At 68.0% G+C, this 23784-nt stretch carries 29 protein-coding genes; 23 read left to right on the plus strand and 6 right to left on the minus strand.

All coding sequences use genetic code 11. The annotated features are described in order from the left end of the window. Positions 1-210: 210 nt before the first annotated feature. The 3 genes from hda to AC5P56_RS17150 are packed head-to-tail and all read right to left on the minus strand — an operon-like array spanning position 211 to position 3223. Positions 211-918, minus strand: a complete 708-nt coding sequence (gene hda, locus AC5P56_RS17140; RefSeq protein ID WP_014646247.1) for a DnaA regulatory inactivator Hda — start codon at positions 916-918, stop codon at positions 211-213. Beyond that, positions 918-2087 carry an AI-2E family transporter gene (locus tag AC5P56_RS17145; protein ID WP_014646246.1) on the minus strand — a complete coding sequence of 390 codons (1170 nt, stop codon included), beginning with the start codon at positions 2085-2087 and terminating at the stop codon, positions 918-920. The genes hda and AC5P56_RS17145 overlap by 1 nt, the downstream gene beginning before the upstream one ends. Next, positions 2084-3223, minus strand: coding sequence for a DUF2066 domain-containing protein (locus AC5P56_RS17150; protein WP_032957235.1), 1140 nt, complete (start codon positions 3221-3223; stop codon positions 2084-2086). The genes AC5P56_RS17145 and AC5P56_RS17150 overlap by 4 nt, the downstream gene beginning before the upstream one ends. A 99-nt stretch (positions 3224-3322) precedes the next feature. Between AC5P56_RS17150 and purM the strand changes: the two genes are divergently transcribed. The 7 genes from purM (at position 3323) to AC5P56_RS17185 (ending at position 8249) form a co-directional block, all read left to right on the plus strand. Next, complete coding sequence (purM, locus tag AC5P56_RS17155; RefSeq protein WP_014646244.1) at positions 3323-4381, plus strand: phosphoribosylformylglycinamidine cyclo-ligase; 1059 nt, start codon at positions 3323-3325, stop codon at positions 4379-4381. A gap of 21 nt (positions 4382-4402) precedes the next feature. After that, positions 4403-4891, plus strand: coding sequence for a hypothetical protein (locus tag AC5P56_RS17160; RefSeq protein WP_032957615.1), 489 nt, complete (start codon positions 4403-4405; stop codon positions 4889-4891). Beyond that, entirely contained in the window at positions 4888-5310 is a 423-nt protein-coding gene (locus AC5P56_RS17165; protein ID WP_134808579.1) for a hypothetical protein, read from the plus strand. Before AC5P56_RS17160 ends, AC5P56_RS17165 begins: the two co-directional genes overlap by 4 nt. Positions 5311-5351: 41 nt before the next feature. Continuing rightward, a complete protein-coding gene (locus AC5P56_RS17170; protein WP_288494993.1) occupies positions 5352-6014 on the plus strand; it encodes a DUF2238 domain-containing protein in 663 nt (220 codons plus the stop codon). Beyond that, positions 6011-6670 (plus strand): phosphoribosylglycinamide formyltransferase, encoded by a 660-nt coding sequence (gene purN / locus AC5P56_RS17175; protein ID WP_049441056.1) that lies wholly within the window; start codon positions 6011-6013, stop codon positions 6668-6670. The genes AC5P56_RS17170 and purN overlap by 4 nt, the downstream gene beginning before the upstream one ends. Positions 6671-6738: 68 nt before the next feature. Beyond that, a complete protein-coding gene (locus AC5P56_RS17180) occupies positions 6739-7563 on the plus strand; it encodes a DUF3108 domain-containing protein (protein ID WP_046429311.1) in 825 nt (274 codons plus the stop codon). Between the two features lie 2 nt (positions 7564-7565). Then, positions 7566-8249 carry a DUF3108 domain-containing protein gene (locus AC5P56_RS17185; RefSeq protein WP_014036249.1) on the plus strand — a complete coding sequence of 228 codons (684 nt, stop codon included), beginning with the start codon at positions 7566-7568 and terminating at the stop codon, positions 8247-8249. A gap of 88 nt (positions 8250-8337) precedes the next feature. Here AC5P56_RS17185 and AC5P56_RS17190 read toward each other — a convergent pair whose 3' ends face one another. From AC5P56_RS17190 to AC5P56_RS17200, 3 genes are read right to left on the minus strand one after another with little or no spacing between them, the layout of a single operon-like run. Beyond that, positions 8338-8655, minus strand: coding sequence for a hypothetical protein (locus AC5P56_RS17190; RefSeq protein WP_032957609.1), 318 nt, complete (start codon positions 8653-8655; stop codon positions 8338-8340). Then, entirely contained in the window at positions 8652-9923 is a 1272-nt protein-coding gene (gene murA / locus AC5P56_RS17195; RefSeq protein ID WP_014646237.1) for a UDP-N-acetylglucosamine 1-carboxyvinyltransferase, read from the minus strand. Before murA ends, AC5P56_RS17190 begins: the two co-directional genes overlap by 4 nt. A gap of 21 nt (positions 9924-9944) precedes the next feature. Beyond that, positions 9945-10175 carry a BolA family protein gene (locus AC5P56_RS17200; RefSeq protein ID WP_005408396.1) on the minus strand — a complete coding sequence of 77 codons (231 nt, stop codon included), beginning with the start codon at positions 10173-10175 and terminating at the stop codon, positions 9945-9947. Between the two features lie 54 nt (positions 10176-10229). On the opposite strand from AC5P56_RS17200, the gene AC5P56_RS17205 reads away from it, so the two are divergent. The 16 genes from AC5P56_RS17205 (at position 10230) to AC5P56_RS17280 (ending at position 23658) form a co-directional block, all read left to right on the plus strand. After that, positions 10230-11231, plus strand: coding sequence for a KpsF/GutQ family sugar-phosphate isomerase (locus AC5P56_RS17205; RefSeq protein WP_014646236.1), 1002 nt, complete (start codon positions 10230-10232; stop codon positions 11229-11231). A gap of 67 nt (positions 11232-11298) precedes the next feature. Next, positions 11299-11847, plus strand: a complete 549-nt coding sequence (locus tag AC5P56_RS17210; RefSeq protein WP_014036245.1) for a KdsC family phosphatase — start codon at positions 11299-11301, stop codon at positions 11845-11847. Further along, positions 11844-12419, plus strand: coding sequence for an LPS export ABC transporter periplasmic protein LptC (gene lptC / locus AC5P56_RS17215; protein ID WP_262093209.1), 576 nt, complete (start codon positions 11844-11846; stop codon positions 12417-12419). Before AC5P56_RS17210 ends, lptC begins: the two co-directional genes overlap by 4 nt. 101 nt (positions 12420-12520) lie before the next feature. Then, positions 12521-13087: a lipopolysaccharide transport periplasmic protein LptA gene (gene lptA, locus AC5P56_RS17220; RefSeq protein ID WP_032959333.1), complete on the plus strand. Its 567-nt coding sequence runs from the start codon at positions 12521-12523 to the stop codon at positions 13085-13087. After that, a complete protein-coding gene (gene lptB, locus AC5P56_RS17225) occupies positions 13087-13806 on the plus strand; it encodes an LPS export ABC transporter ATP-binding protein (RefSeq protein ID WP_005415558.1) in 720 nt (239 codons plus the stop codon). The genes lptA and lptB overlap by 1 nt, the downstream gene beginning before the upstream one ends. 40 nt (positions 13807-13846) lie before the next feature. Continuing rightward, positions 13847-15268, plus strand: coding sequence for an RNA polymerase factor sigma-54 (locus AC5P56_RS17230; protein WP_014646233.1), 1422 nt, complete (start codon positions 13847-13849; stop codon positions 15266-15268). A gap of 58 nt (positions 15269-15326) precedes the next feature. Further along, positions 15327-15644, plus strand: a complete 318-nt coding sequence (hpf, locus tag AC5P56_RS17235; protein WP_005415556.1) for a ribosome hibernation-promoting factor, HPF/YfiA family — start codon at positions 15327-15329, stop codon at positions 15642-15644. 21 nt (positions 15645-15665) lie between these two features. Further along, positions 15666-16118, plus strand: coding sequence for a PTS sugar transporter subunit IIA (locus AC5P56_RS17240; RefSeq protein WP_032130191.1), 453 nt, complete (start codon positions 15666-15668; stop codon positions 16116-16118). Continuing rightward, on the plus strand, positions 16115-17065 hold the full coding sequence (gene hprK, locus AC5P56_RS17245; RefSeq protein ID WP_005408388.1) for an HPr(Ser) kinase/phosphatase: 951 nt from the start codon (positions 16115-16117) through the stop codon (positions 17063-17065). Before AC5P56_RS17240 ends, hprK begins: the two co-directional genes overlap by 4 nt. Positions 17066-17092: 27 nt before the next feature. Next, entirely contained in the window at positions 17093-17977 is an 885-nt protein-coding gene (gene rapZ / locus AC5P56_RS17250; protein WP_014646231.1) for an RNase adapter RapZ, read from the plus strand. 492 nt (positions 17978-18469) lie between these two features. Beyond that, positions 18470-18862, plus strand: coding sequence for a PTS sugar transporter subunit IIA (locus AC5P56_RS17255; RefSeq protein WP_032958481.1), 393 nt, complete (start codon positions 18470-18472; stop codon positions 18860-18862). Beyond that, positions 18855-19124 carry an HPr family phosphocarrier protein gene (locus AC5P56_RS17260; RefSeq protein WP_005408385.1) on the plus strand — a complete coding sequence of 90 codons (270 nt, stop codon included), beginning with the start codon at positions 18855-18857 and terminating at the stop codon, positions 19122-19124. Before AC5P56_RS17255 ends, AC5P56_RS17260 begins: the two co-directional genes overlap by 8 nt. Before the next feature lie 2 nt (positions 19125-19126). Continuing rightward, positions 19127-20896 carry a phosphoenolpyruvate--protein phosphotransferase gene (gene ptsP, locus AC5P56_RS17265; RefSeq protein ID WP_288494983.1) on the plus strand — a complete coding sequence of 590 codons (1770 nt, stop codon included), beginning with the start codon at positions 19127-19129 and terminating at the stop codon, positions 20894-20896. A 228-nt stretch (positions 20897-21124) separates the two neighbouring features. Next, positions 21125-22486: a magnesium transporter gene (gene mgtE, locus AC5P56_RS17270; RefSeq protein WP_008266103.1), complete on the plus strand. Its 1362-nt coding sequence runs from the start codon at positions 21125-21127 to the stop codon at positions 22484-22486. A gap of 33 nt (positions 22487-22519) precedes the next feature. Further along, the gene (locus AC5P56_RS17275) at positions 22520-22786 is read left to right on the plus strand and encodes a hypothetical protein (RefSeq protein WP_032958486.1); all 267 of its coding nucleotides are present in this window, start codon (positions 22520-22522) and stop codon (positions 22784-22786) included. 71 nt (positions 22787-22857) lie between these two features. Then, positions 22858-23658, plus strand: coding sequence for a carboxylesterase family protein (locus AC5P56_RS17280; RefSeq protein ID WP_262094732.1), 801 nt, complete (start codon positions 22858-22860; stop codon positions 23656-23658). The last annotated feature ends 126 nt before the right edge of the window (positions 23659-23784 follow it).

The raw sequence follows: 23784 nt of genomic DNA on the forward strand, positions 1-23784 counted from the left end.
AATCTGTCGAAGGCGGGGTGGCTCAGGTTGCGGGGGCGTGAGCGCCATGGATGGCGCGATCGAGGCTACAGGGACGTACTTGCGCCGTCCCCCGCAACCTGAGCCACCCCGCCTCCCTCAGGAAGCCACTTCTGCCGTTGGCATTGACGTTGCCGGCCAGCGGCCGGCACTACCGCGGGTGCAGGGCGCAGCCCTGCCGAACAACATCCCTCAGTAACGAGGCCGGCCTTCTTCCAGCACCTGGCGCAGGAACGGCACGGTGATCCGCCGCTTCGCCGCCAGCGATTCGCGGTCCAGCCAGTCCAGCAGGGTGATCAATCCACCCAGCTCACGGCCGGTGTGCGACAGCAGCCACTCGATGGCCGCTTCGTCGATGGCCAGGCCGCGTCGCAGTGCACGCTCGCGCAGCACGGCCGCCCGCCCTTCCTCATCCAGCGGCTGCAGCAGCACGCGCACGCACTGACCCAGCCGCGAGCGCAGGTCCGGCAGCACCAGGCCCAGTTCGCCCGGCGCCTTCTGTGCCGTGTACAGCACGGTCACGCCCGCAGCGCGCGCACGGTTGTGGAAATCGAACAGCGCGATCTCATCCTCGCGGTTGCCGGCAACCTCGTCCAGGCCGTCCAGCGCCACCAGTTCGCGCGCTTCCAGCCCATCAAGCGCCGCACGGACACGGCCGGCGGCGCTGGCCAGCGGCACGTACGTCGGCAACCGTCCGGCCTGCTCGGCGCTGGAGCACATCGCCAGCGCCTGGTGGGTCTTGCCGGTTCCCGCCGCACCTTCCAGGTAGACCCAGTCGTGGCTGGCGCCAACCGCGATCGCGCGCAGCTGCGCCAGCGCGCCATCCGGCGCGCCGATGAAGGTCTCCAGGCGCTGGTCCCGCGGGTAATGCAGGGCCAGCGGCAGTTGCGGCACACCCATCACTTCAGGTCGGGGCCCTTGTCGTCCGGAACGATGATATGGGGCGCGTCGACCACGCCATCAAGCACGATCGCCGGCTTCTCGCCCACGTACAGTTCGCTCTGCCGATAGCGCTGGTGGGCATAGCGCAGCAGCACGTTGGTCACCGCCGCTACCGGCAGCGCCAGCAGCATGCCGAGGAAGCCGAACAGCTGGCCGCCGGCCATCACCGCGAAGATCACCGCCACCGGGTGCAGGCCGATCTTGTCGCCGACGATGCGCGGGGTCAGCACGTAGCTTTCCAGCAGCTGGCCCACGGTGAACACCACGCCGACCAGGATCAGCAGCTTCAGGTCGAAGCCCTGCGCCTGCACCAGCGCGGCGATCACCGCCATCAGCACGCCGGTGGTCGCGCCCAGGTACGGGATGAAGCTGATCAGGCCGGCAATCAGGCCGATCAGCAGGCCCAGCTTGAGGCCGACCAGCGACAGGCCACCGGCGTAGATCACGCCCAGCGCCAGCATCACCAGGAACTGGCCACGGATGAACGCACCCAGCACCTCGTTGGATTCACGCGCCAGCGCGCTGATGGTGCCGATCTGGTTGCGCGGAATCACCGAGGCCACCCGCTCGACCAGCTTGTCCCAGTCGCGCAGGAAGTAGAACGCCAGGATCGGCAGCAGCAGGATGTTGACCACCCAGGTCACCATCGCAAAGCCCGAACGCGAGACGTAGCCCATGAACGTGGTGGCGAAGCCGCCGGCCTGCTGCCAATGGCTGCGCACCCATTCGATCAGGCGGTCCGGATCCAGCCACTGCATCACTTCCAGGCCGGTCTTGTGCTCGAACCAGGGGATGCCGGTCTGCATCAGCCACGCCTGCGCCTGCGGCGCGGCCGCGATCAGGGTGGTGATCTGGCGCTCGATCATCGGCACCAGCACCAGCAGCAGTGCCACGATCACCAGCACCATCGCTGCGAACACCAGCACCACGCCGGTCATGCGCGAGCGGCCGGTGGCCTCGATGCGGTCCACCAGGGGGTCACCCAGCCAGGCCAGCGCCAGTGCCAGCACGAACGGGGTCAGGATCGGCGCCAGCAGCCACACCACCCAGCCGATCAGGCCGGCGAACAGGATGTACTTCAGCCGACGCAGGAACTGCGCGATTTCAGCTTCCGGGCTCAGGATCATCGCAGGCGGTACTCGTTGCTGACCGGCGCGGCCACCGGGGCACCGGTGGTGTCATCGATCGGGGTCGGCAGGGCCGGCAGCGGCGCGCTTGGCACCAGCACGCCGTTGTCGCCAAGCATGCGGTTGAAGCCGGCCAGGCCGGTGGTCATCTCCACGCTCAGCTCCAGTTGGCCGGCCGAGGCGTGCAGCGGGGTGACGTTGCGCACCACCGGCACCTCGCGCAGGCCAGCGGCCAGCCGCAGGTAGTCATCGGCGCTGTTGATGCCGGTCACCACCAGGCGGTAGGTGCCGGCCTGGCCGACGGCCACGCCGGCCTTGGCATAGCGCTTGACCAGCGCATCGGCGGCACCGTCGGCACCGGCGGCCATCGCGCGCATGGCGTTGGCGTCCTTGCTGGTCCACTTGTTCAGTTCGCGGCCGTTGTCGACGAACACCCAGTCCGCCTGCCAGCCACCGTTGGCGCGGTACAGCTTGCCGATCAGCTGCATCGGCGGCGAGTAGCGCGAGGAGGCACGGGCCACGGCCGCGCTGTCCTGGCGCCAGATGGCACCGGCCAGGGCCTGTTCGGCAGCACCGCCGCTGGGCAGGCCCAGCTTGTAACCCCGCTCGATGGCGCGGTTCAGCAGCGGGCGGGCGGCATTGGCCTGCTGCACGCTGACCAGGCGCGGGCCACTGCCGTCGTCGACGGCCAGCCACAGCACCGGCTTCGGTCGCGGCTGCGGCCACAGCGGCAGGCCCAGCGCCGAGACCAGCGAATCGACGTCATCCTCGCGGAAGCGGGCCACCAGCAGGGTCCGGAAGCTCGGTGCGCCGCTGGCACCCACGCTCTGGTCCTGCTTGTAGTCGTAGCTGGCCACGTAGTCCTTGGCATTGCGCAGCGCCTGCACCACGCCGGGGCGTGACATCACGTTGCGGTCGCCGGACAGCTTGCCCAGCACCACGCTCAGGGCACGGGCCAGGGCACCGTTGCGATCGGCCTCGGCCTGGCTGTTGACGGGCACTTCGGCCTCGTAGGCCCCCGAAGCGGTGGCGACATCTCCCTCGGTGCGCAGGCCGCTCTGGGCCATCGTGGCCACCGGCAGGCTCAGTGCAAGGAGCAGGGTCAGAATCAGGCTGCGGCGCATCAGGACATCCATTGGCTCGACGAATCCGGGGGAATTGTTGCCCGAATACGGCCTTTGCGCCAATGCGGCCTGTTAAAATCGCTCATTCAACCCCTGCCAGCGCCGACGCCCGTGACCAACACCCCGTCTTCCGCCCCTTCCCCCCTCACCTACCGTGACGCGGGTGTCGACATCGACGCCGGCAACGCGCTGGTCGAGCGGATCAAGCCCCTGGTCAAGCGCAGCTTCCGCCCGGAAGTGATGGGCGGCCTGGGCGGCTTCGGCGCCCTGTTCGACCTGTCCAACAAGTACCGCGAGCCGGTGCTGGTGTCGGGTACCGATGGCGTGGGCACCAAGCTGAAGCTGGCCCACCAGCTGAACCGCCACGATACGATCGGCATCGACCTGGTCGCCATGTGCGTGAACGACGTGCTGGTGCAGGGTGCCGAGCCGCTGTTCTTCCTGGACTACTTCGCCACCGGCAAGCTGGACATCGACACCGCCGCAGCGGTCGTGGGCGGCATCGCCAACGGCTGCACCGAGGCCGGCTGCGCGCTGATCGGCGGCGAAACCGCTGAAATGCCCGACATGTATGCCCCGGGCGAGTACGACCTGGCCGGCTTCACGGTCGCCGCGGTCGAGAAGAGCGAGCTGAAGGACGGCGCCAGCGTGGCCGCCGGCGACGTGCTGATCGGCATCGCCTCGTCCGGCCCGCACTCCAACGGCTACTCGCTGGTGCGCCGCATCTACGACCGCGCCGGCCGCCCGGCCGACCTGGAGCTGGAGGGCGGCGTGAAGCTGGTCGACGCGCTGATGGCACCGACCCGCCTGTACGTGAAGCCGATCCTGGCACTGCTGAAGTCGCACGGCGAGGCCATCCACGGCATGGCCCACATCACCGGTGGCGGCCTGACCGAGAACATCATCCGCGTGGTGCCCGACGGCCTCGGCCTGGACATCCAGGCCTCGTCCTGGACCCTGCCGCCGGTGTTCCAGTGGCTGCAGAAGGAAGGCGCCGTGGCCGATAGCGAGATGTGGCGCACCTTCAACTGCGGCATCGGCTTCGTGCTGATCGTGGCAGCCGACCAGGTCGCCGCCGTGTCCGAGGCGGTCAAGGCGCAGGGCCTGGACCACTGGACCATCGGCCAGGTGGTCACTGCTGAAGGCGCCGAGCGCGTCCACATCGGCTGAACCCGGCCCCGAGGAGCCCGCATGGACGCAATGCCCCCGCTGCCCCCTACCCCCGTGCCGCCGCCAACGACGGCGGTACCGGCGTTCAGCCCCCAGGACGCCGACCACCTGCGCATGCTGTCAATCGCGCACTACGTGGTCGGCGGCCTGATCGCGCTGTTCTCGCTGATCTTCATCGTCCACATCGTGCTCGGCGTCACCGCGCTCACCGGCAACCTGCCGATGAACTCCGGCGGCCAGCCCTCGTCGCCGGCCGAACAGCGCGTGTTCGGCTGGATGTTCGTCGTGATCGGCTGTGTCATCGTGTTCGGTGGCGTCACCCTGGGCGCGTTCGTGGCCTACGCCGGCCGTTGCCTGGCCCGCCGCCGCCGCTACCTGCTGTGCCTGATCGTGGCCGGGCTGGCCTGTCTGTTCACGCCGATCGGTACCGTGCTGGGAGTACTCAGCCTGATCACGCTGCTGCGTCCGCAGGTCAAGGCCGCGTTCGACACAGCGGGCACGGCGGCATGACGAGCCCGGGCGCACCGCCGCCGCTGCCGCAGCAGACCCTGGCGCACCTTCAGCTGGGCAGCCACCTGCAGACGCTGAAGGTGCTGTTCTACGCGCTGGCGGTTTTCCACTGGATAGCCGCGCTGGCCTTCCTCGGTTTCATCGGCCTGGTTGCCAGCTCGCGCGGGCTGGACGATGGCGCGGTACTGGCCACCGTGTACGGCGTCGTTTCAGCGCTGGCTGCCGCGCTGGGCTTCGTGCAGCTGCACACCGCGCGCCTGCTGTCGCGCCGCACCGGGCTGGCCTGGTGCCAGCGCGCGGCCTGGCTGGCGGTGCTGGCCGGCCCGCTGGGCATGGCCCTGACCGCCTATGCCTGGGTGTTCCTGTCCAAGCCTGACATGGCCGCCCTGTTCGACCGCGGCGACCATCTCCGCGTCTGAACTTGCCGGTAGACGCCCCGCCCTTTCCTGATCGACTTCCCATGTCCGCGCCTGCCCTCCCCACGACCGCTTCGCCCAGCGCCTTCCGTGTCTCGCGCCCCAAGAAGCTGGCCTTCGCTGCCGTGCTGGCGGTATTCGCGGTCAGCTGGATCCAGCCGCTGTGGCCCACCGAGCAGGCGCTGCACAGCACGCTGACCGTGATCGGCCTGGGCGCCCTGCTGTGGGTCGACCGCCGGGGTGGCTGGCTGGGCAACGGTGCCTTCATCGCGATCTGCGGCTTCATCGCGCTGCACTGTGTGGCCGCCCGCTGGCTGTACTCGAACGTTCCCTACGACGCGTGGACGCAGGCGCTGATCGGCTGGTCGCCGAATGCGGCGTTCGGCTGGCAGCGCAATCATTTCGACCGCCTCATCCACTTCCTGTTCGGCGTCTGTTTCACGCCGGCACTGCTGCAGCTGGCACGTCACGCCTGGCCGGCGCTGCGCCGCGGCCAGGCCTTCGCCCTGGTGGTGATGACGGTGATGTGCGCCAGCCTGGTCTACGAGTGGTTCGAATGGGCCATCGCGCTCGCCCTGTCGCCGGACGCCGCCGAGGCCTACAACGGGCAGCAGGGCGACATGTGGGACGCCCATGCCGACATGCTGATGGCCACCGTGGGCAGCCTGCTGACCTGGCCGCTGATCCGCCGGAGTACCCCGCAATGACCGCGCCCACCCGCATTGCCGTGCTTGCCTCCGGCCGCGGCAGCAACCTGCAGGCCATCCTCGATGCCATCGCTGCGGGACGCCTGCGCGCCGAGGTCGTCGGCGTATTTTCCGACCGCCCGGCCGCCGCCGCGCTGCAGCGGGTCAGCGCCAACCTGCGCTGGGCGCATGCGCCGAAGGAATTCGACGACCGCGCCGCCTACGAGCAGGCACTGGGCGACGCACTGGCCGCGGTCGCACCGGACTGGATCGTCTGCGCCGGCTACATGCGCATACTCGGCGCCGCCTTCGTGCAGCGCTTCAATGGCCGCCTGGTCAACATCCACCCGTCACTGCTGCCGCTGCACAAGGGGCTGGACACGCATGCGCGGGCACTGGATGCAGGCGATGCCGAGCACGGTGCCAGCGTGCACCTGGTCGTACCCGAGCTGGACGCCGGCGCCGTGCTGGCCCAGGTGCGGGTACCGGTGCTGCCCGGCGATGACGCCGACACGCTGGCCGCGCGTGTGCTGGCGGTGGAGCATCCCCTGCTGATCGCCACGCTGCAGCTGCTGTGCGCCGGCCGCCTGACTGAACGGGAGGGCCAGCCGCAACTGGACGGTCACCCCCTGTTTAGCCCGCTGGCCCTAGATTCCGCCGGGAACCTGAACCGGTAACGCCCACGCACACGCCCCGCTGACTGCGGGGCTGGCATCCTGCCCACCTCCTGCGGCTCCTCTCTTCCATGAAGACCACGACCCTGCTGTCCACTTCGCTGCTGCTGTCGCTTGTCGTGCTCCCCGGCGTGGGTTGGGGCCAGGCGCAGGCGCCTGCCTCGCCGGCTCCGGCGCCGGTGCCAGCGGTGCAACCGCCGGCCGAAGCGGCGGCCCCGGCCCTGCCGGCCTTGGCGTGGGAACCGCCGCCGCTGCAGCCGTTCAGCGCCACCTACCAGGCCTTCTACAAAGGCAAGGAGGCCGGCGACGCCAGCATGCAGGTCACCCATACCGGCGGCAACCAGTGGCGGGTCGACATGCAGGTGGTCGGCCGCCGCGGCTTTGCCAGCGTGCTGGGCCTGAACATCGAGCAGAGCACGGTGTTCGAGGAGCGCGCCGGCGCCTATGCACCGCTGAGCCAGAGCACGGTGCGCAAGGGCCTGTTCCTGGGCAAGAAGGCGGTCGGCACGTACAACTGGCAGGCCGGTACCGCGCAGTGGACCGGCGACGTCGAGAAGAAGCGTGCGCAGCCGATTCCGCTGCAGCCGGGCGACCAGAGCGCCCTGCTGATCAACCTGGCGATCATGCGGGATGCCCGTCCGGGTGCCACCATGCACTACCGCTACGTGGACATGGGCAAGGTCCGCCAGCACGACTACCAGGCCGCGCCGCAGACCGAGAACGTCGAGGTCGGCGACCTGTCCTACAACGCGCTGCGGGTCTACCGGACCAACGGCGGCAACAACGAAACCATCCTCTGGATCGCCAACGGTGTCCCCACCCCGGTGCGCATCCTGCAACGCGAAGACGGCGAAGACCGCGTCGATCTGCGCCTGATCGAATACCAAGGAGTCTGAGCATGAGCACCCTGACCCGCCCCCTCACCTGGATCGCTGCAGCCGCGCTGTCGGTGGCCAGCCTGCCGGCCATGGCCCTGCAGCCGTTCAAGGCCGATTACCTGGCCAGCTACATGGGCATGCAGGCCAATGGCAGCATGACGCTGAGCAGCGAGGGTGCCAACAAGTGGCGCTACACGCTGCAGGTGAAGAACCAGCTGGCCGACCTGAGCCAGAGCACCGTGTTCGAAGAAGTGCGCGGCCAGCTGCGCCCGCTCAGCAGCCAGGACCGTTCGGCGCTGCTGGTGAAGAAGCGCAACGTGCAGGCCAACTACAACTGGACCAGCAACCAGGCCACCTGGACCGGCGACATCAAGCCGGACCGCGCTGGACCTATCGCACTGAAATCCGGTGACATGGACGCGCTGCTGATCAACCTGGCGATCGCCCGTGACCTCGCCGCCGGCAAGCCGCTGACCTATCGCATGGTCGACGAAGGCCGCATCAAGAACATGACCTACCGCGTGATCGGCAAGGAGTCGATCACCGTGGGCGGCAAGAGCTACGAAGCGACCAAGGTCTCGCGTGCCGACGGCAACAAGGAGCTGATCGCCTGGATCGTGCCGGAGTTCCCGGTGCCGGCGCGCATGCTGCAGCGGGAGAACGACCGCGATGCCCTGGACCTGACCATCAAGGCGATGAACTGAGTGCCGGGGTCGGATCCCATTCCCTCGGGGATGGGCTCCGACCCCAGGCCCCGCGAAAAGAAAACGCCCGCTTTCGCGGGCGTTTTTCTTACTTCTTTTCTTCGGCCGCCGCCGGCTTGAACTCGGTACGGCAGTCCACGCGGATCTGCTCGCCGGTGCTGCGCCAGACGAAGGTGCGGCAATGGCGGTTGCCGTCCTGGCTGTCATTCACCGCAACCGCATAGAACGACTCGATGATCTCGTCGCGCGAGACCGTGCCATCGCCATTCCAGTCCATGTCCTTCTGCTCGATGCCCTGGGTGATGGCGATGTTGGCGTACCAGGCGTAGCCCAGCCACGCCAGCACGATCAGCACCAGCGCCAGCAGCGCCTTGCGACGCGGGCTGAACTTGCCGCGCAGGATCATGGCACGCGCCGGATGGTGGCACCGAGCGAAGACAGCTTCTCTTCGATGTTCTCGTAGCCACGGTCAAGGTGGTAGATGCGGTCGATGGTGGTCTCGCCGCTGGCCATCAGGCCGGCCAGGATCAGCGAGGCCGAGGCACGCAGGTCGGTGGCCATCACCGGTGCGCCACTCAGGTGCTCGCTGCCCCGCACGATGGCGGTGTGGCCTTCGACCTGGATGTCCGCGCCCAGGCGCAGCAACTCGTTGACGTGCATGAAACGGTTTTCGAAGATCGTTTCGTTGATCACGCCGACGCCGTCGGCCACGCAGTTGAGCGCCATGAACTGCGCCTGCATGTCGGTCGGGAACGCCGGGTACGGTGCGGTGGTCAGGTTGACCGCCTTCGGCCGCTTGCCCTGCATGTCCAGGGTGATGGTGTCGTCGGTGGTCTCGATCTTCGCACCGGCTTCGACCAGCTTGGACAGCACCGCGTCCATGGTGTTCGGGCGCGCACGGTTGACCGTGACCTTGCCGCCGGTCATCGCCGCAGCCACCAGGAAGGTGCCGGTCTCGATGCGGTCGGGCAGCACTTCATGGCGGCCGCCGGACAGGCGCTCGACGCCTTCGATGACCAGGCGGGCAGTGCCCAGGCCTTCGATCTTCGCGCCCAGCGCGATCAGGCAATGCGCCAGATCGGTCACTTCCGGTTCCATCGCACAGTTGTCGAGGATGGTGGTGCCTTCGGCCAGCACCGCGCCCATCAGCACGTTCTCGGTGCCGGTAACGCTGACCATGTCGAAGGTGAAATGGCCGCCCTTCAGGCGCTTGGCCGTGGCCTTGATGAAGCCGTTCTCGACCACGATCTCGGCGCCCAGCGCCTGCAGGCCCTTGATGTGCTGGTCGACCGGACGCGAGCCGATCGCGCAGCCGCCGGGCAGCGACACTTCCGCCGCGCCGAAGCGGGCCAGCAGCGGGCCCAGCACCAGGATCGAGGCGCGCATGGTCTTGACCAGCTCGTACGGGGCGACATGCTGGTTGACCGGACGCGGGTCGACCACGATCGCACTGCCGCGCGACAGCGTGCCCTGGTCGATGGTGACCTTGGCACCCAGTTCACCCAGCAGCTTCACCGTGGTGACCACATCGTGCAGGTGCGGCACGTTGGTGATCTCCACCGGCGCATCGGCCAGCAGGGTCGCGCAGAGAATGGGGAGGACGGCGTTCTTGGCGCCGGAGATGCTCACTTCACCGTGCAGCGCAGCGCCGCCGGTCACAACGATCTTGGCCATGTATTCGGGATCTTCTGCGGTTCAGCCGGCTTCGGCCGGGGTCACGGTTTTCAGCGCCAGCGCGTGGATCGCGCCGCCCATCAGGTCGCCCAGGGTGGCATAGACCATCCGGTGGCGGGCCAGCGGCATCTTGCCGGCAAAGGCCTCGCAGACCACGGTCGCTTCGAAATGCACGCCATCGTCGCCCTGCACGTCGGCGCGGGCGCCGGGCAGGCCGGTTTCGATCAGGTTGCGGATGGTGTCGGCGTCCAACGGGCTTTCCTAATAAAATGTGCCTCCATTCTACTTCCGCTGCGTGGCGTCCGCATGGCCGAATCCCTGTTGCCCCCCCGTTCCGTCGACCCTGCCGGCCTGGTCGCCAGCGGCCGCCGCGTCTTCGAGATCGAGCGGCAGGCGCTGGATGCCGTGGCCGACCGCCTCGGCGAGGCCTTCCAGCAGGCTTGCCAGGCGATCCTGGCCAGCCGCGGCCGGGTGGTCGCCACCGGCATGGGCAAGTCCGGGCACATCGCCCGCAAGATCGCCGCTACGCTGGCCTCCACCGGCACTCCCGCGTTCTACGTGCATCCGGGCGAAGCCGGCCATGGTGACCTGGGCATGATCACCGAGGCCGACGTGGTGCTGGCCCTGTCCTATTCGGGCGAATCGGACGAAGTGCTGATGCTGCTGCCGGTGCTCAAGCGCCAGGGCAACGTGCTGATCTCCATGACCGGCCGCCCGCAGTCCAGCCTGGCCACCGCCGCCGATATCCACCTGGACGTCAGCGTGCCGGCCGAGGCCTGCCCGCTGGCGCTGGCGCCGACCTCCAGCACCACCGCCTCGCTGGCGATGGGCGATGCGCTGGCCGTGGCCCTGCTCGACGCACGCGGCTTCACCGCCGACGATTTCGCCCGCTCGCACCCGGCCGGCAGCCTCGGCCGCCGCCTGCTGCTGCATATCACCGACGTCATGCACACCGGGGAGGACCTGCCCAGCGTGGGGGCCGACGCCAGCCTCAGCGAGGCGCTGGTCGAAATGAGCCGCAAGCGGCTGGGCATGACCGCCGTGGTCGATGCCGACGGTGTGCTGATCGGCCTGTTCACCGACGGTGACCTGCGCCGGGCGCTGGACAGCGCGCTGGACGTGCGCACCGCGAAGATCGCCGATGTGATGACCCGCAACCCACGTACCATCGGCGCCGACCAGCTGGCGGTGGAGGCTGCCCGGCTGATGGAGACCCACAAGATCACGGGCCTGATCGTGGTTGACGACCAGGGCCGGGCGGTCGGTGCCCTGAACATTCATGACCTGTTGCGGGCCCGGGTGGTTTAACCGACAGTCCGTAGACCCCATTCAGTCTGTACCGTCCCAACCCGAATCCACCGAGCCTGCCACCCTGATGCCCTGGTCCCCCCTGCCCGCCTTCCCCGCCCACCTGCATGCCGCCGCGGCCCGCGTCCGCCTGGCCTGCTTCGACGTGGACGGCACCCTCACCGACGGTCGGCTGTACTACGACAAGGACGGCAACGAGAGCAAGGCGTACTTCGTGCAGGATGGCCTGGGCCTGAAACTGCTGCAGCAGCACGGCATCCACCCCGTGCTGATCACCGCGCGCAACAGCCAGTCCGCGCTCAGGCGCGGCGCCGACCTCGGCATCGATACCCAGATCGCCGTGGGCGACAAGCTGGCCAGCGTGCAGGCGCTGTGTGCGCAGCACGGCATCGGTCTGGAGCAGGTGGCCTTCATGGGCGACGACCTGCCGGACCTGGCACCGCTGGGCGCGGTCGGCCTGGCGGTGGCGCCGGCCAACGCCCACCCGTGGATCGCCGAGCGCGTGCATTGGCAGACCCGCGCCGACGGCGGACGTGGTGCAGCCCGTGAGCTGTGTGACATCCTGCTGGCCGCGCAGGGTCATGTGGACGCGGTCCTGGCGAGGTTCGGCGCATGAACCTGCCGAGCCTGAACTGGCGCACCCTGCTCGGCATCGGCCTGCTGCTGGCGGCCCTGCTCAGCAGCTGGGCGGCCCTGCGCAACCGCGACAAGGGTCCGGCCACTGCCGGTCAGGATGTCGGCGTGGACTACGTCCTGCACGACTTCCAGGTCGTCGCCCTGGATGAGCACGGCAAGGAATCGACCACCCTGCGCGCACCGTTGCTGGAGCGCCAGCGTGGCGACCAGACCATCAACATCGCCACGCCGCTGTTCGAGATGCCGGACAAGGATGGCAAGCACTGGACCCTGCGTGCCGAGACGGGCTGGCTCAGCGCCAAGGGCGACCAGATGAAGCTGCGCGGCAATGTCGCCGGCGACAGCCCGGCCGATCCGGGCGTGGTGCCGACCACCTTCCGCACCGACCACCTGGACGTGTTCCCGAAGGAGAACCGTGCCCGCACCGATGCGCTGGTCACCATGACCCGCCCCGGCATTGAACAGTCCGGCGTTGGCTTCGAGGTGGATTCGAAGAACAACACGTATCATTTCCTCAGCCAGTCCAAGGGCCGTTACACGCCCCGACGCTGATTCCGCCGCCCTCCTGCGACGTCCCCGGACAGGCGCAAGGCAGGCAGCCCACCCATCCGCCCCCGGTTTCCCGGGCGGCCCCACCGGTAGAACGGACCCCGATGAAGATTCCCTTTGCAGCCGTACTCGCGCTCGGTCTCCTTGTTCCCAGCGCTGCCTTTGCCAAGTCCACCGACCGCAACGAGAACATGAACATCGACTCCGGCGCGCAGTCGGGCGTGCTCACCGGCGATGGCAAGACCGTGCTCTCGCAGGGCGTGACCGTCACCCAGGGCTCGCTGGACATCCGCTCGTCCGAAGCCGAGATCTACCTGAAGGACGGCGAGGCCGTGCGTGCGGTGTTCACCGGCAAGCAGGCCACGATGAAGCAGCAGCTCGACGATGGCACCTGGATGGACGCGGTGGCTGATCGCATCGACTACGACATCAAGACCGAGATCATCACCCTGACCGGCAACTACAAGGTCACCAGCGCGCGCGGCACCAATGCCGGCCAGCGCATGGTCTACAACACCCGTAGCGGCGAAATGAATTCCGGTGGCGATGGCAGCCGCGTGCGCACCGTCATTCCGCCGAAGAACAAGAACGCGGCGGCACAGCCGGCGGCCACGCCCAAGGCGGCGGCGCCGGCCAGCACGTCGGCCAAGCCGGCCGGGAGCAAGAAGTAATGCTCGTCGCCAAGGGCCTGCGCAAGCGCTACAAGCAGCGCGAAGTCGTCAAGGACTTCGGGCTGACCCTCGACGCCGGTGAAGTGGTGGGCCTGCTCGGCCCCAACGGTGCCGGCAAGACCACCTGCTTCTACATGATCGTCGGCCTGGTCGCCGCCGATGCCGGCAGCATCGTGCTCGACGGCAAGGACATCACCAGCGATCCGATGTACACCCGTGCCAAGCAGGGCGTGGGCTACCTGCCGCAGGAGCCGTCGGTGTTCCGCAAGCTGACGGTGGCCGACAACCTCCGCCTGGTACTGGAGCTTCGCGAAGACCTGGATTCGGCCGGCCGCGAACGCGAATTGAACAGCCTGCTCGACGAGCTGCAGCTGGGCCATGTGGCCGACCAGCTCGGCGCCAGCCTGTCCGGTGGCGAACGTCGTCGCTGCGAGATCGCCCGCGCACTTGCCGCGCAGCCGCGCCTGATCCTGCTCGACGAACCGTTTGCCGGTGTCGACCCGATCTCGGTGGGTGAAATCCAGCGCATCGTCACCCATCTCAAGCAGCGTGGCATCGGCGTGCTGATCACCGACCACAACGTGCGCGAGACCTTGGGAATCTGCGACCGCGCGTATATCCTCGCCGAGGGCACCGTGCTGGCCCAGGGCTCGCCGGAGGCGATCCTGGACAACGCCGACGTACGTCGCGTCTACCTTGGGGATTCCTTCAAGCTGTGACCGCAGGCGCCGGGTCCCTTTCCTTCCGTTCGGCACAGGCATGAAGACTCGGCTGCAGACATCGTTGGGACAACAGCTGGTGCTCACGCCCCAGCTGCAGCAGGCGATCAAGCTGCTGCAGATGTCCACGACCGAGCTGGAGCTTGAAATCGCCCAGGCCGTGGAGAGCAATCCGCTGCTGGACTGGGCCGACAGCAACGACAGCAGTGCCGCCAATGAGGCCAGCGACAGCACCGATGCCGACGCGCCCGCCGAACGCACCGACAACGGCGACGACTGGGCGCCGGCCGAACTCGACTGGAGTGCCGCCGGCAGTGGTGGCAGCTTCGACGATGACGATGACACCGGCAGTGCCGCCGAGCGCGTGGCGGAAACCGAAACGCTGGCCGACCACCTGCTGTGGCAGCTGCACCTGTCGCATCTTTCCACGCATGACCGCAGCATCGGCGCTGCACTGATCGATGCGCTGGACGACGATGGTTACCTGCGCGAACCGCTGGCCACCATCGCCGAAACCCTGCTGCCGGCGGTCCATGCCGGTGAGGATGAAATCCTCGCGGTGCTGCATCGCATCCAGCGTTTCGACCCGGTCGGCGTTGCCGCGCGCACGCTCGGCGAGTGCCTGCAGCTGCAGCTGGACGTGTTGCCTGCCGACACGCCGGGGCTGGCGCTGGCGCGACAGATTGCCGCAGGCCCGCTGGAACGGCTGCCGCGCAGTGGCGTCTCCGGGCTGGCGCATGAACTGAAACAGCCGCTGGACGAGGTCGAGACGGCGGTCGCGCTGCTGCGCTCGCTGGACCCGCGTCCGGGCACGCAGATCGCGCCGCTGTCGCAGGACACCTATGTGGTGCCCGACGTGGTGGTGTGGCGGCAGAACGGCATCTGGCGCGCAGCGCTGGCGGCCCATGCCGGGCCGAAGGTGGTGATCCACCGTGGCTACGAACAGCTGATCCGCCGCTGTGGCGAGGCCGACGCCGGCTACCTGCGCGGCCAGCTGCAGGAGGCGCGCTGGCTGCTGAAGGGCCTGCAGCAGCGCGGCGAAACCCTGCTGCGGGTGGTGCGCAGCCTGATCCTGCAACAGGCCGGCTTCCTCGAATTCGGCGAGCAGGCGCTGCGCCCGCTGACCCTGCGCGAGATCGCCGCCGAGCTGGGCCTGCACGAATCCACGGTGTCGCGCGCGATCGCCCGCAAGCACGTGCGCACGCCGCGCGGCACCCTGCCGCTGCGCGCCTTCTTCGCCTCGGGCATCGATACCGAAGGCGGTGGCGAGGCGTCCAGCACGGCCATCCAGGCGATGATCCGCCGCCTGATCGACGACGAGAACCCGCGCAAGCCGCTTTCTGACGCCAAGCTGGCTGACCTGCTCAAATCGTCGGGAATTCCAGTAGCGCGACGCACCGTGGCGAAGTATCGTGAAGCCATGAACATTTCCGCCTCGCACGAAAGGGTCAGAATCGCTTGACGCGCCGCCGCGCCCGGCGGAGAGGTTCATTGGCACATCCGAACACAGGAGAAACCCGATGCGCATCGAAACGTTTGGCAAAGACGTCGAAGTCACCCCGGCCCTGCAGTCCTATGTAGAGGAGAAGCTGGCCCGGATCGGAAAACACTTCGACCAGCACTGCGAAGCGCGGGTGACCCTCAAGCTGCAGAAGACCGAACACCACGTCGACGCCAGCCTCAACATTCCGGGGCAGACCCTGCACGCCGAGGCGGGCGGCCAGACCATGTATGCCGCGATCGACCTGCTTGCGGACAAGCTTGACCGCCTGGTCATCAAGCACAAGGAGAAAAAACAGCAGCACGCACCGCTGCCGGTGGGCGACAATGGTGGCTGATCGCCACCGTTCCCCGCAGACATGCCCCTGACTGACCTCCTGGCGGCCGTGCAGACCCAGCTCTGCACGGCCACCGACCGTGACAGCGTCCTGCAGGCCGCCGCCGGGTTGCTGGCCTGCCGCCAGGCCAACGCCGAACAGATCTATCTGAACCTGTGCCAGCGCGAAGCCCTGGGCAGCACCGCGATCGGCCACGGCATCGCCATCCCCCACGGCCGCGCGCCGACCCTGGACCGCCCCCGTGGCGCCCTGCTGCGACTGGCGACCCCGGTCGATTTCGGCGGCGACGAACCGGTGGACCTGGTGTTCGCGATGGCCGTCCCCGCCCACTACACCCACCAGCACCTGATGCTGCTGTCCGAGCTGGCCGAGCTGTTTTCCGCACCGGACATCCGCCAGGCCCTGCGCGAAGCCGGCGATGCCCGGGCGCTGCGCGAGGCGCTGGACATGACCCCACCTGCGAGTGCCGCATGAATACCAGCATCACCGCCCGTGAACTGTTCGAACAGCAGCGCGAGCGGCTGGGGCTGCGCTGGGCCGCTGGCAAATCCGGTGAGAAACGCGAGCTGGAGGCCGGCAACACGGTCTCGCGGCGTCCGTCGCTGGCCGGCTACCTCAATGCGATCTATCCCAACAAGGTGCAGATCCTGGGCACCGAGGAACTGTCCTGGCTGGACGCGCTGGAACCCCGCCAGCGTTGGGAGACCATCGAGAAGATCATGCAGTCGCATCCGCTGGCGCTGGTGCTGACCCGCAACCAGGCGTGCCCGGAAGACCTGCGCGCGGCCGCCGATGAATCCGGTACACCACTGTGGCTGTCGCCCAAGCGCGGCCACGAACTGCTCAACCACCTGTCCTACCACCTGGCGCGCACGCTGGCGCCGCGGGTGATCCTGCATGGCGTGTTCATGGAGATCTATTCCATCGGCGTGCTGATCACCGGTGAGGCCGGGTCGGGCAAGAGCGAGCTGGCGCTGGAGCTGCTAAGCCGCGGCCATCGCCTGGTGGCCGACGATGCGCCCGAATTCACCCAGATCGCCCCGGACGTGCTCGACGGCACCTGCCCCGAACTGCTGCAGGACCTGCTGGAAGTGCGCGGCCTGGGCGTGCTGAATGTGCGCGAGATGTTCGGCGACACGGCTGTAAAGAAGAACAAGTACCTTCGGCTGATCGTCCACCTGACCAAGCCGATGACCGAACCCACCCCGCATGGCTACGAGCGCCTGACCGGCGACTCGGGCACCCGCCATGTGCTGGACCTCGACGTTCCGCTGATCACCCTGCCGGTGATGCCCGGCCGCAACCTGGCCGTGCTGACCGAAGCCGCCACCCGCCTGCACATCCTGCGCACCAAGGGCATTGATCCGGCAGCGATGTTCATCGCCCGCCACAGCAATCTGCTGGAACGGCGAACACCCTGATTCCCCTGCCCCTCGAAGAGCCTGTCCATGAGCACCGCCACCCCCTCCGCCCCGACCCTGATCATCGTCAGCGGCCTGTCCGGCTCGGGTAAATCCGTCGCCCTGAAGACCTTCGAGGATCAGGACTACTACTGCTCGGACAACCTGCCGATCCACCTGCTGCCGGACTTCGTGCGCAGCCTGCTGGCCAACCACGATGGTAGCGCGCCGCGCCGGCTGGCGGTGGGCATCGACGTGCGCGGCCAGGCCGACCTGAGCCAGCTGGGCGACTGGCGGCAGCTGGCCACCGACGCCGGCGTGGAAGTGAAGGTGCTGTTCTTCGAGGCCAGCGACGAAACGGTGCTCAAGCGCTATGCCGACACCCGCCGCCGCCATCCGCTGAGCCAGCTGGGCCTGTCATTGCCCGAGGCGATCGCCCGCGAGCGCGAGCTGACCGCGCCATTGCGCCGCGAGGCCGATGCGGTGATCGATACCAGCAACCTCAACGTGCACCAACTGCGGCGGCGGATCATCACCGAGTTCGCGATGGACCATGCCACCGGCCTGTCGCTGCTGTTCGAATCATTCGCCTACAAGCGCGGTGTACCCGCCGAGGCGGACTTCGTGTTCGATGCGCGGGTGCTGCCCAATCCACACTGGGACCCGGACCTGCGTGCGCTCAGCGGCCGCGAACCGGGTGTACGCGACTACCTGGAAGCGCAACCGGACGTGCAGCGCTACCTGGCCCAGCTGATGGATTTCCTCGATACCTGGCTGCCGAAACTGGGTGATGGCACCCGCAGCTACGTGACCGTGGCGTTCGGCTGCACCGGCGGCAAGCACCGCTCGGTGTTCCTGGCCGAGCGCATGGCCCGGCATGCCCGCGAGATGGGCTGGCAGGACGTGGCGACGTACCACCGCGAACAGGATTGAGGGTGGCCGGCCGGGCTGCGCCCGACACCCGTCGGTAGTGCCGGCCGCTGACCGGCAACAGCAACAGCAACAGCAACAGCAAAAGCGGCATTCCGTGGGATGGCGGGGCGGTGTGGGTAGGCAGGACACGCCGTGAACCCCCCTCCGGGGTCCGGCCCAGCCGCTGGCGGCTGGGCGTTCGGGCGCTTGCGAAGCAGTGCTTCGCAAGCAAAGCGCCCTCACCCATGGGGGCTCGATGGCGCCAACGGTCCTGCCTACCCACACCGCCCCGCCTCTGACAGATTCCGTGCGCTGTTGGTAGGTGTCGACCTTGGTCGACACGATGGATCCACACCATGCCTGGATGAATCGCTGCCAGGCATCGAAAAACGCATGGGGTCGGATCCCTTTTCCAGGGGAAAAGGGCTCTGACCCCGATAACGCTGAATACGGGACACAGTGCCCCTCATCTGCTGCTATCGCCGATTCACCTTGACCTGTTAACGTGCAGTAATGACCTGTGGCATTCTCCTCGTAACACATCCCGGGGTCGGGACCGCCCTGCTTGACGTGGCGACCCGGCTCCTGCGGCAATTGCCGCTGAAAACCGAAGCTTTCGAAGTACCGTTCGACGCAGACATGGACGCCCTGCTCCCGCTCGCCTCGGCCGCCCTGCGGCGGGTCGACAGTGGTGAGGGCGTGCTGATCCTGACCGACCTGTACGGCGCCAGCCCCGCCAACCTTGCAGGGCAGCTGGCCCGGCTGGGGACCCCGGTTCGCCGGGTGTCGGCGCTGAGCCTGCCGATGTTGCTGCGGGTGATGAATTATCCGGAACAGGGACTGGATCAACTGCCCGCCACAGCCGCGGCGGGTACCCGTAATGGAGCGATAGTCGACGATGCTTGAACGAGAACTCACCGTCAGCAACCGCCTGGGCCTGCATGCCCGGGCCACCGCCAAGCTGGTGCAGACCCTGGCGCCGTTCCGCTGCAACGTGACCATGGCCGCCAAGGGCCGTGAGATCAACGCCAAGAGCATCATGGGCGTGATGCTGCTGGCCGCCGGCCAGGGCACTCCGGTCACCGTGCGCATCAACGGCGAAGATGAAGCCGCCGCGATGGAGGCGGTGGTCGGCCTGTTCGAACGCCGCTTCGACGAGGACAGCTGAGCGTGCCACGCGCACGCGCCGGCCAGCTCCCTTCCGGCCAACGGCCGGTACAGCTGTTGGCCGGCCATGGCGCGGCGCGCGGAACGGCGATGGGCCGGGCGCGCGTGCGGCTGCCGCATGCACTGGAAGTGGCCGAGCAACGCGTGGCCGCCCACCAGGTCGAGGCCGAACTGGCCCGCCTGCACCGTGCGCTGGATGCCGCGCGTACGGAAATGCACGAACTGCGTCAGCGCCTGCATGGCGCACTGAACCAGGAAGTGGGCGAGTTCCTCGACCTGCACGCGTTGCTGCTGGACGACCCCGAGCTGCTGTATGGCCTGGACGAACTGATCCGCAGCGGCCCGTACAGTGCCGGCTACGCGCTGCGCCTGCAGCGTGACCGCCTGGCCAAGGTCTTCGATGGCATGGACGATGCCTACCTGAAGAGCCGCATGGACGATCTCGACCATGTGATCGGCCGCATCCACGCCTTCCTGCAACCCGAACGCCCGCCGGTGATGAAGGGCCTGGCCGGCGAGATCCTGGTCTGCGACAACATCGCCCCATCCGAACTGGCGCAGCTGCAGGCGCAGGGCGTGGTCGGCATCGTCACCGCCGCCGGCAGCGCGCTGTCGCACAGCGCGATCCTGGCGCGCAGCCTGCACCTGCCCCTGATCGTCAATGTGCCGCAACTGCTCAGCCGCGTCGCCGACGGCGACGTGCTGATCATCGACGGTGCCGACGGCAGCATCACCGTCAACCCGCTGGCCGACAACCTGCGTGACTACCGCGCACGCCTGAAGGAACACGCGCGCGAGCAGCGCGAGCTTGGCCGCCTGCGCAGCAAGCCCAGCCGTACCCGCGACCAGGTCGACATTGCCCTCCTGGCCAATGCCGAATCGCTGGAGGACGTCACCCAGGCGCATGCGCTGGGCGCGCAGGGGCTGGGCCTGTACCGCACCGAATTCCTGTTCCTGCAGCGCAACGAGCTGCCGGACGAAGAAGAACAGTTCCAGACCTACCGTGATGCCGCACTGGGCATGAGCGGCCGGCCGGTGACCATCCGCACGCTCGACCTGGGTGCGGACAAGGCCGATCGTACCGGTCTGACCCTGAGCAACGAAGAGAACCCGGCACTGGGCCTGCGCGGCGTGCGCCTGTCGCTGGCACGGCCCAAGGTGGCCGACACCCAGCTGCGCGCGATCCTGCGCGCCTCGGCCTACGGCAAGCTGCGCGTGCTGGTGCCGATGATCAGCACCCGCGAGGAACTGCTGGCGGTGCGCCGGCGCATGCTCAAGCTGAGCGAACAGCTGCGCAGCGAAGGCCATATGGTGTCCGAGCACGTGCCGCTGGGCGCGATGATCGAAGTCCCGGCGGCGGCATTGGCGCTGGAGAGTTTCATCGATCTGGTCGATTTCCTGTCGATCGGCACCAACGACCTGGTGCAGTACCTGCTGGCCGCCGACCGCAACAACGAGGCGCTGGGTGAGTTGTATTCACCGTTGCACCCGGCGGTGCTGCGGCTGTTGCAGATGGTGATCGAGACCGGCGCACGCCACCGCATTCCGGTGGCGGTCTGCGGCGAGATGGCCGGTGATGCGCGGATGACCCCGTTGCTGCTGGCGCTGGGCCTGAGCGAGTTCAGCCTGCATCCCGGTACGTTGCTGGAGGTGCGCCGTGCCATCCGCGAAGCCGATCTGGGTGCGCTGCGCGCCCGTGCCCCGAAGCTGCTGGCCGCGCGCGACCGCCGCGCCATCGAACGCTGGCTGGCGCTGGTGGCCGATACGCCCTGACACCACCCGCTCGCCGGGCATGCACGCCTGGGGTCAGATCCCTTTTCCGCGGGAAAAGGGATCTGGCCCCGTCTCGTTGAAGGCCAAGAGGTTGCCGGCCAGCGGCCGGCACTACCGCCACCCGGCGGCTATGCGCTGAAACATCCCCTTGCGATAATGACGCGCTGAACACCCCTGTTGCCGCATCCTTGCCGGGATCGCGGCTTTTCTTATCCCGCGGGAGCTGCGATGGCTGAAGCTGTACGCCACGACAAGACTGCGCGCCAACTGCGGATGTTGTCCGATGCACTGGACAGCGGCCGGCTGGGCCCGGTACGTCGGCTGGTCAACACCCTGGCCCCGGCCGAGATCGGCAACCTGCTTGAATCGCTGCCGCCGGGCAAGCGCGAGGTGGTGTGGGGCCTGGTTGATCCGGAAGATGACGGCGAGGTGCTGGTCCACGTCGGCGAAGACGTGCGCGAGAGCCTGCTCGCGGACATGGACCCGGACGAGATCATCGCCGCGGTCGAAGACCTGGACATCGACGACCTGGCCGACCTGGTCGAAGACCTGCCCGATACGGTCATCGACGAGGTCCTCAAGTCGATGGACCGCGAGAACCGCGAGCGTCTGGAGCAGGTGCTGTCCTATCCCGAGGACAGCGCCGGCCGCCTGATGAACCCGGACGTGGTGACCGTGCGCGCCGACGTCAATGTCGACGTGGTGCTGCGCTACCTGCGCCTGCGCGGCGAACTGCCGGACCATACCGATCACCTGTTCGTGGTCAGCCGGCGCCATCAGTACCTCGGCCGGGTGTCGCTGGCGGCACTGGTGACCCACGAGGACACCACCCCGATCAACCGCCTGATCGACGACGAGCAGCCGGCCATTGACGTCGGCGAGAGCGACCAGGAGGTCGCCCGCCAGTTCTCCGACCATGACTGGATCTCCGCGCCGGTGGTGGACGACAACAACATCCTGATCGGCCGCATCACCATCGATGACGTGGTCGACATCATCCGTGGCCAGGCCGAGCACCAGGCACTGGGCGCCGCCGGCCTGGACGAGGACGAAGACCTGTTCAGCCCGGTCTGGCGCGCCATGCGCCGGCGCTTGATGTGGCTGTCGGTGAACCTGTGCACCGCCTTCCTGGCCTCCAGCGTGGTCGGCCACTTCGAAGGCACCATCGACAAGCTGGTGGCGCTGGCCGTGCTGATGCCGATCGTGGCGGGCCTGGGCGGCAATGCCGGTACCCAGGTGCTGGCGCTGATGGTGCGCGGCCTGGCACTGGGCCAGGTAGGCGCGTCCAACGCGCGCACGCTGCTGTGGAAGGAGGTGCGGGTCGCCTTGTTGAACGGCGTGATGCTGGGTTCCGTGCTGGGGCTGATCGTGCTGGCCTGGTTCCACTCGCCCGGGCTGTCGGCGGTGATCGCCATCGCGCTGACCTGCAACCTGCTGTTCGCCGCCCTGGCCGGCGTGCTGGTGCCACTGACCCTGAAACGCTTCGGCTTCGACCCGGCGCTGGCCAGCGGCATCTTCCTGACCGCCGTGACCGACTCGATGGGCTTCTTCACCTTCCTCGGCCTTGCCACGCTGGTGCTGCTGCACTGAACCCTGCAGGGTCCGATCCCAACTGGAACACCCATGGCAACAACGATCGAAAACTATTTCCAGCCCGGCTGGCGCGACCAGCAGCACACCTGCCCGGCCTGCGAATGGAAGGGCAGCTCGCGTGCCATGGAGATGGAGCTGGACGAGGACGCCACCGAGTACGCCTGCCCGGTCTGCGAGAACCCGCTGCTGGTGGTGCTGCATCCGGACATCGCGCAGGTGCAGGCGGCCGCCGCCGAGGGCAATGCCGAAGCGCAGGAGCAGCTGGACATCATTGCCAGTTTCCCGCGACCGGAGTGACGCGCCGCACGATGCCGCGTTGACCTGCGGCGGGCTAGGATGCAGCTGACCCTGCCGCCCCTGGAAATCCCATGGTCCGATCGATGTCGCGCTGGCTGCTGCTGCTGGCCTTTCTGATGATGAGCGGTTGCACTTCGCTGCCGGACAGCGCGCGCGGCCGCTTCGAGGGCCGCGCAGTGAAGGTGGACGGCGAGACCGCCTACTACCAGGTGTTCATTCCGGCCGGCGTTCAGGCCACCGCTCCCACCAGACTCCCGGTCATCCTGTTCCTGCACGGCTCCGGCGAGCGTGGCGGCGACGGTGTCAAGCAGACCCATGCGGGGCTGGGGCCGCACCTGCGCAGGCACGCGGCCGACTTCCCCGCATTGGCCGTATTCCCCCAGGTGCCGGGCCACCAGGAATGGAGCGGGCGCAACAACCGCGTTGCGCTGGCCGCCCTGGACGCCACCATCGCCGAGTTCGGTGCCGATCCCTCACGGCAGTACCTGACCGGGATGTCGATGGGCGGCTATGGGAGCTGGAACATCGCGCTGGATGACCCCGGGCGCTTCGCCGCGATCGTGCCCGTGTGCGGCGCGGTGCTGGCGCCACGCGCGGTGCGCCCGACCCTGTTCGTCGAGCAGGTCGCCCAGGAAACCGATCCGTATGCGGCCATCGCCCAGCGCCTGAGAGGCACGCCGATCTGGATCTTCCACGGTGCGCTGGATGATGTAGTGCCACCGGACGACGATCGCAGACTGCACGCCGCATTCCGGAGCGCCGCTGCACGCGACGTGCGCTACACCGAGTACCCGGACGGCAACCACAACGCCTGGGACGCCACCTACGCCGACCCGGCGATGTGGGCATGGCTGTTCGCGCAGAAGCGCTGAGCCGCAGCTTCAGTAGTTGCCAACCTTGGTTGGCATTGACTGCCCTGGCAGTTGCCAACCTTGGTTGGCACTGGCCTACCTGAAACCAACCCATTCCCCGATGTTCACTGGAAGCAGGCCCGTCCA

Source organism: Stenotrophomonas sp. YJH_SMC_131, assembly GCF_059367975.1.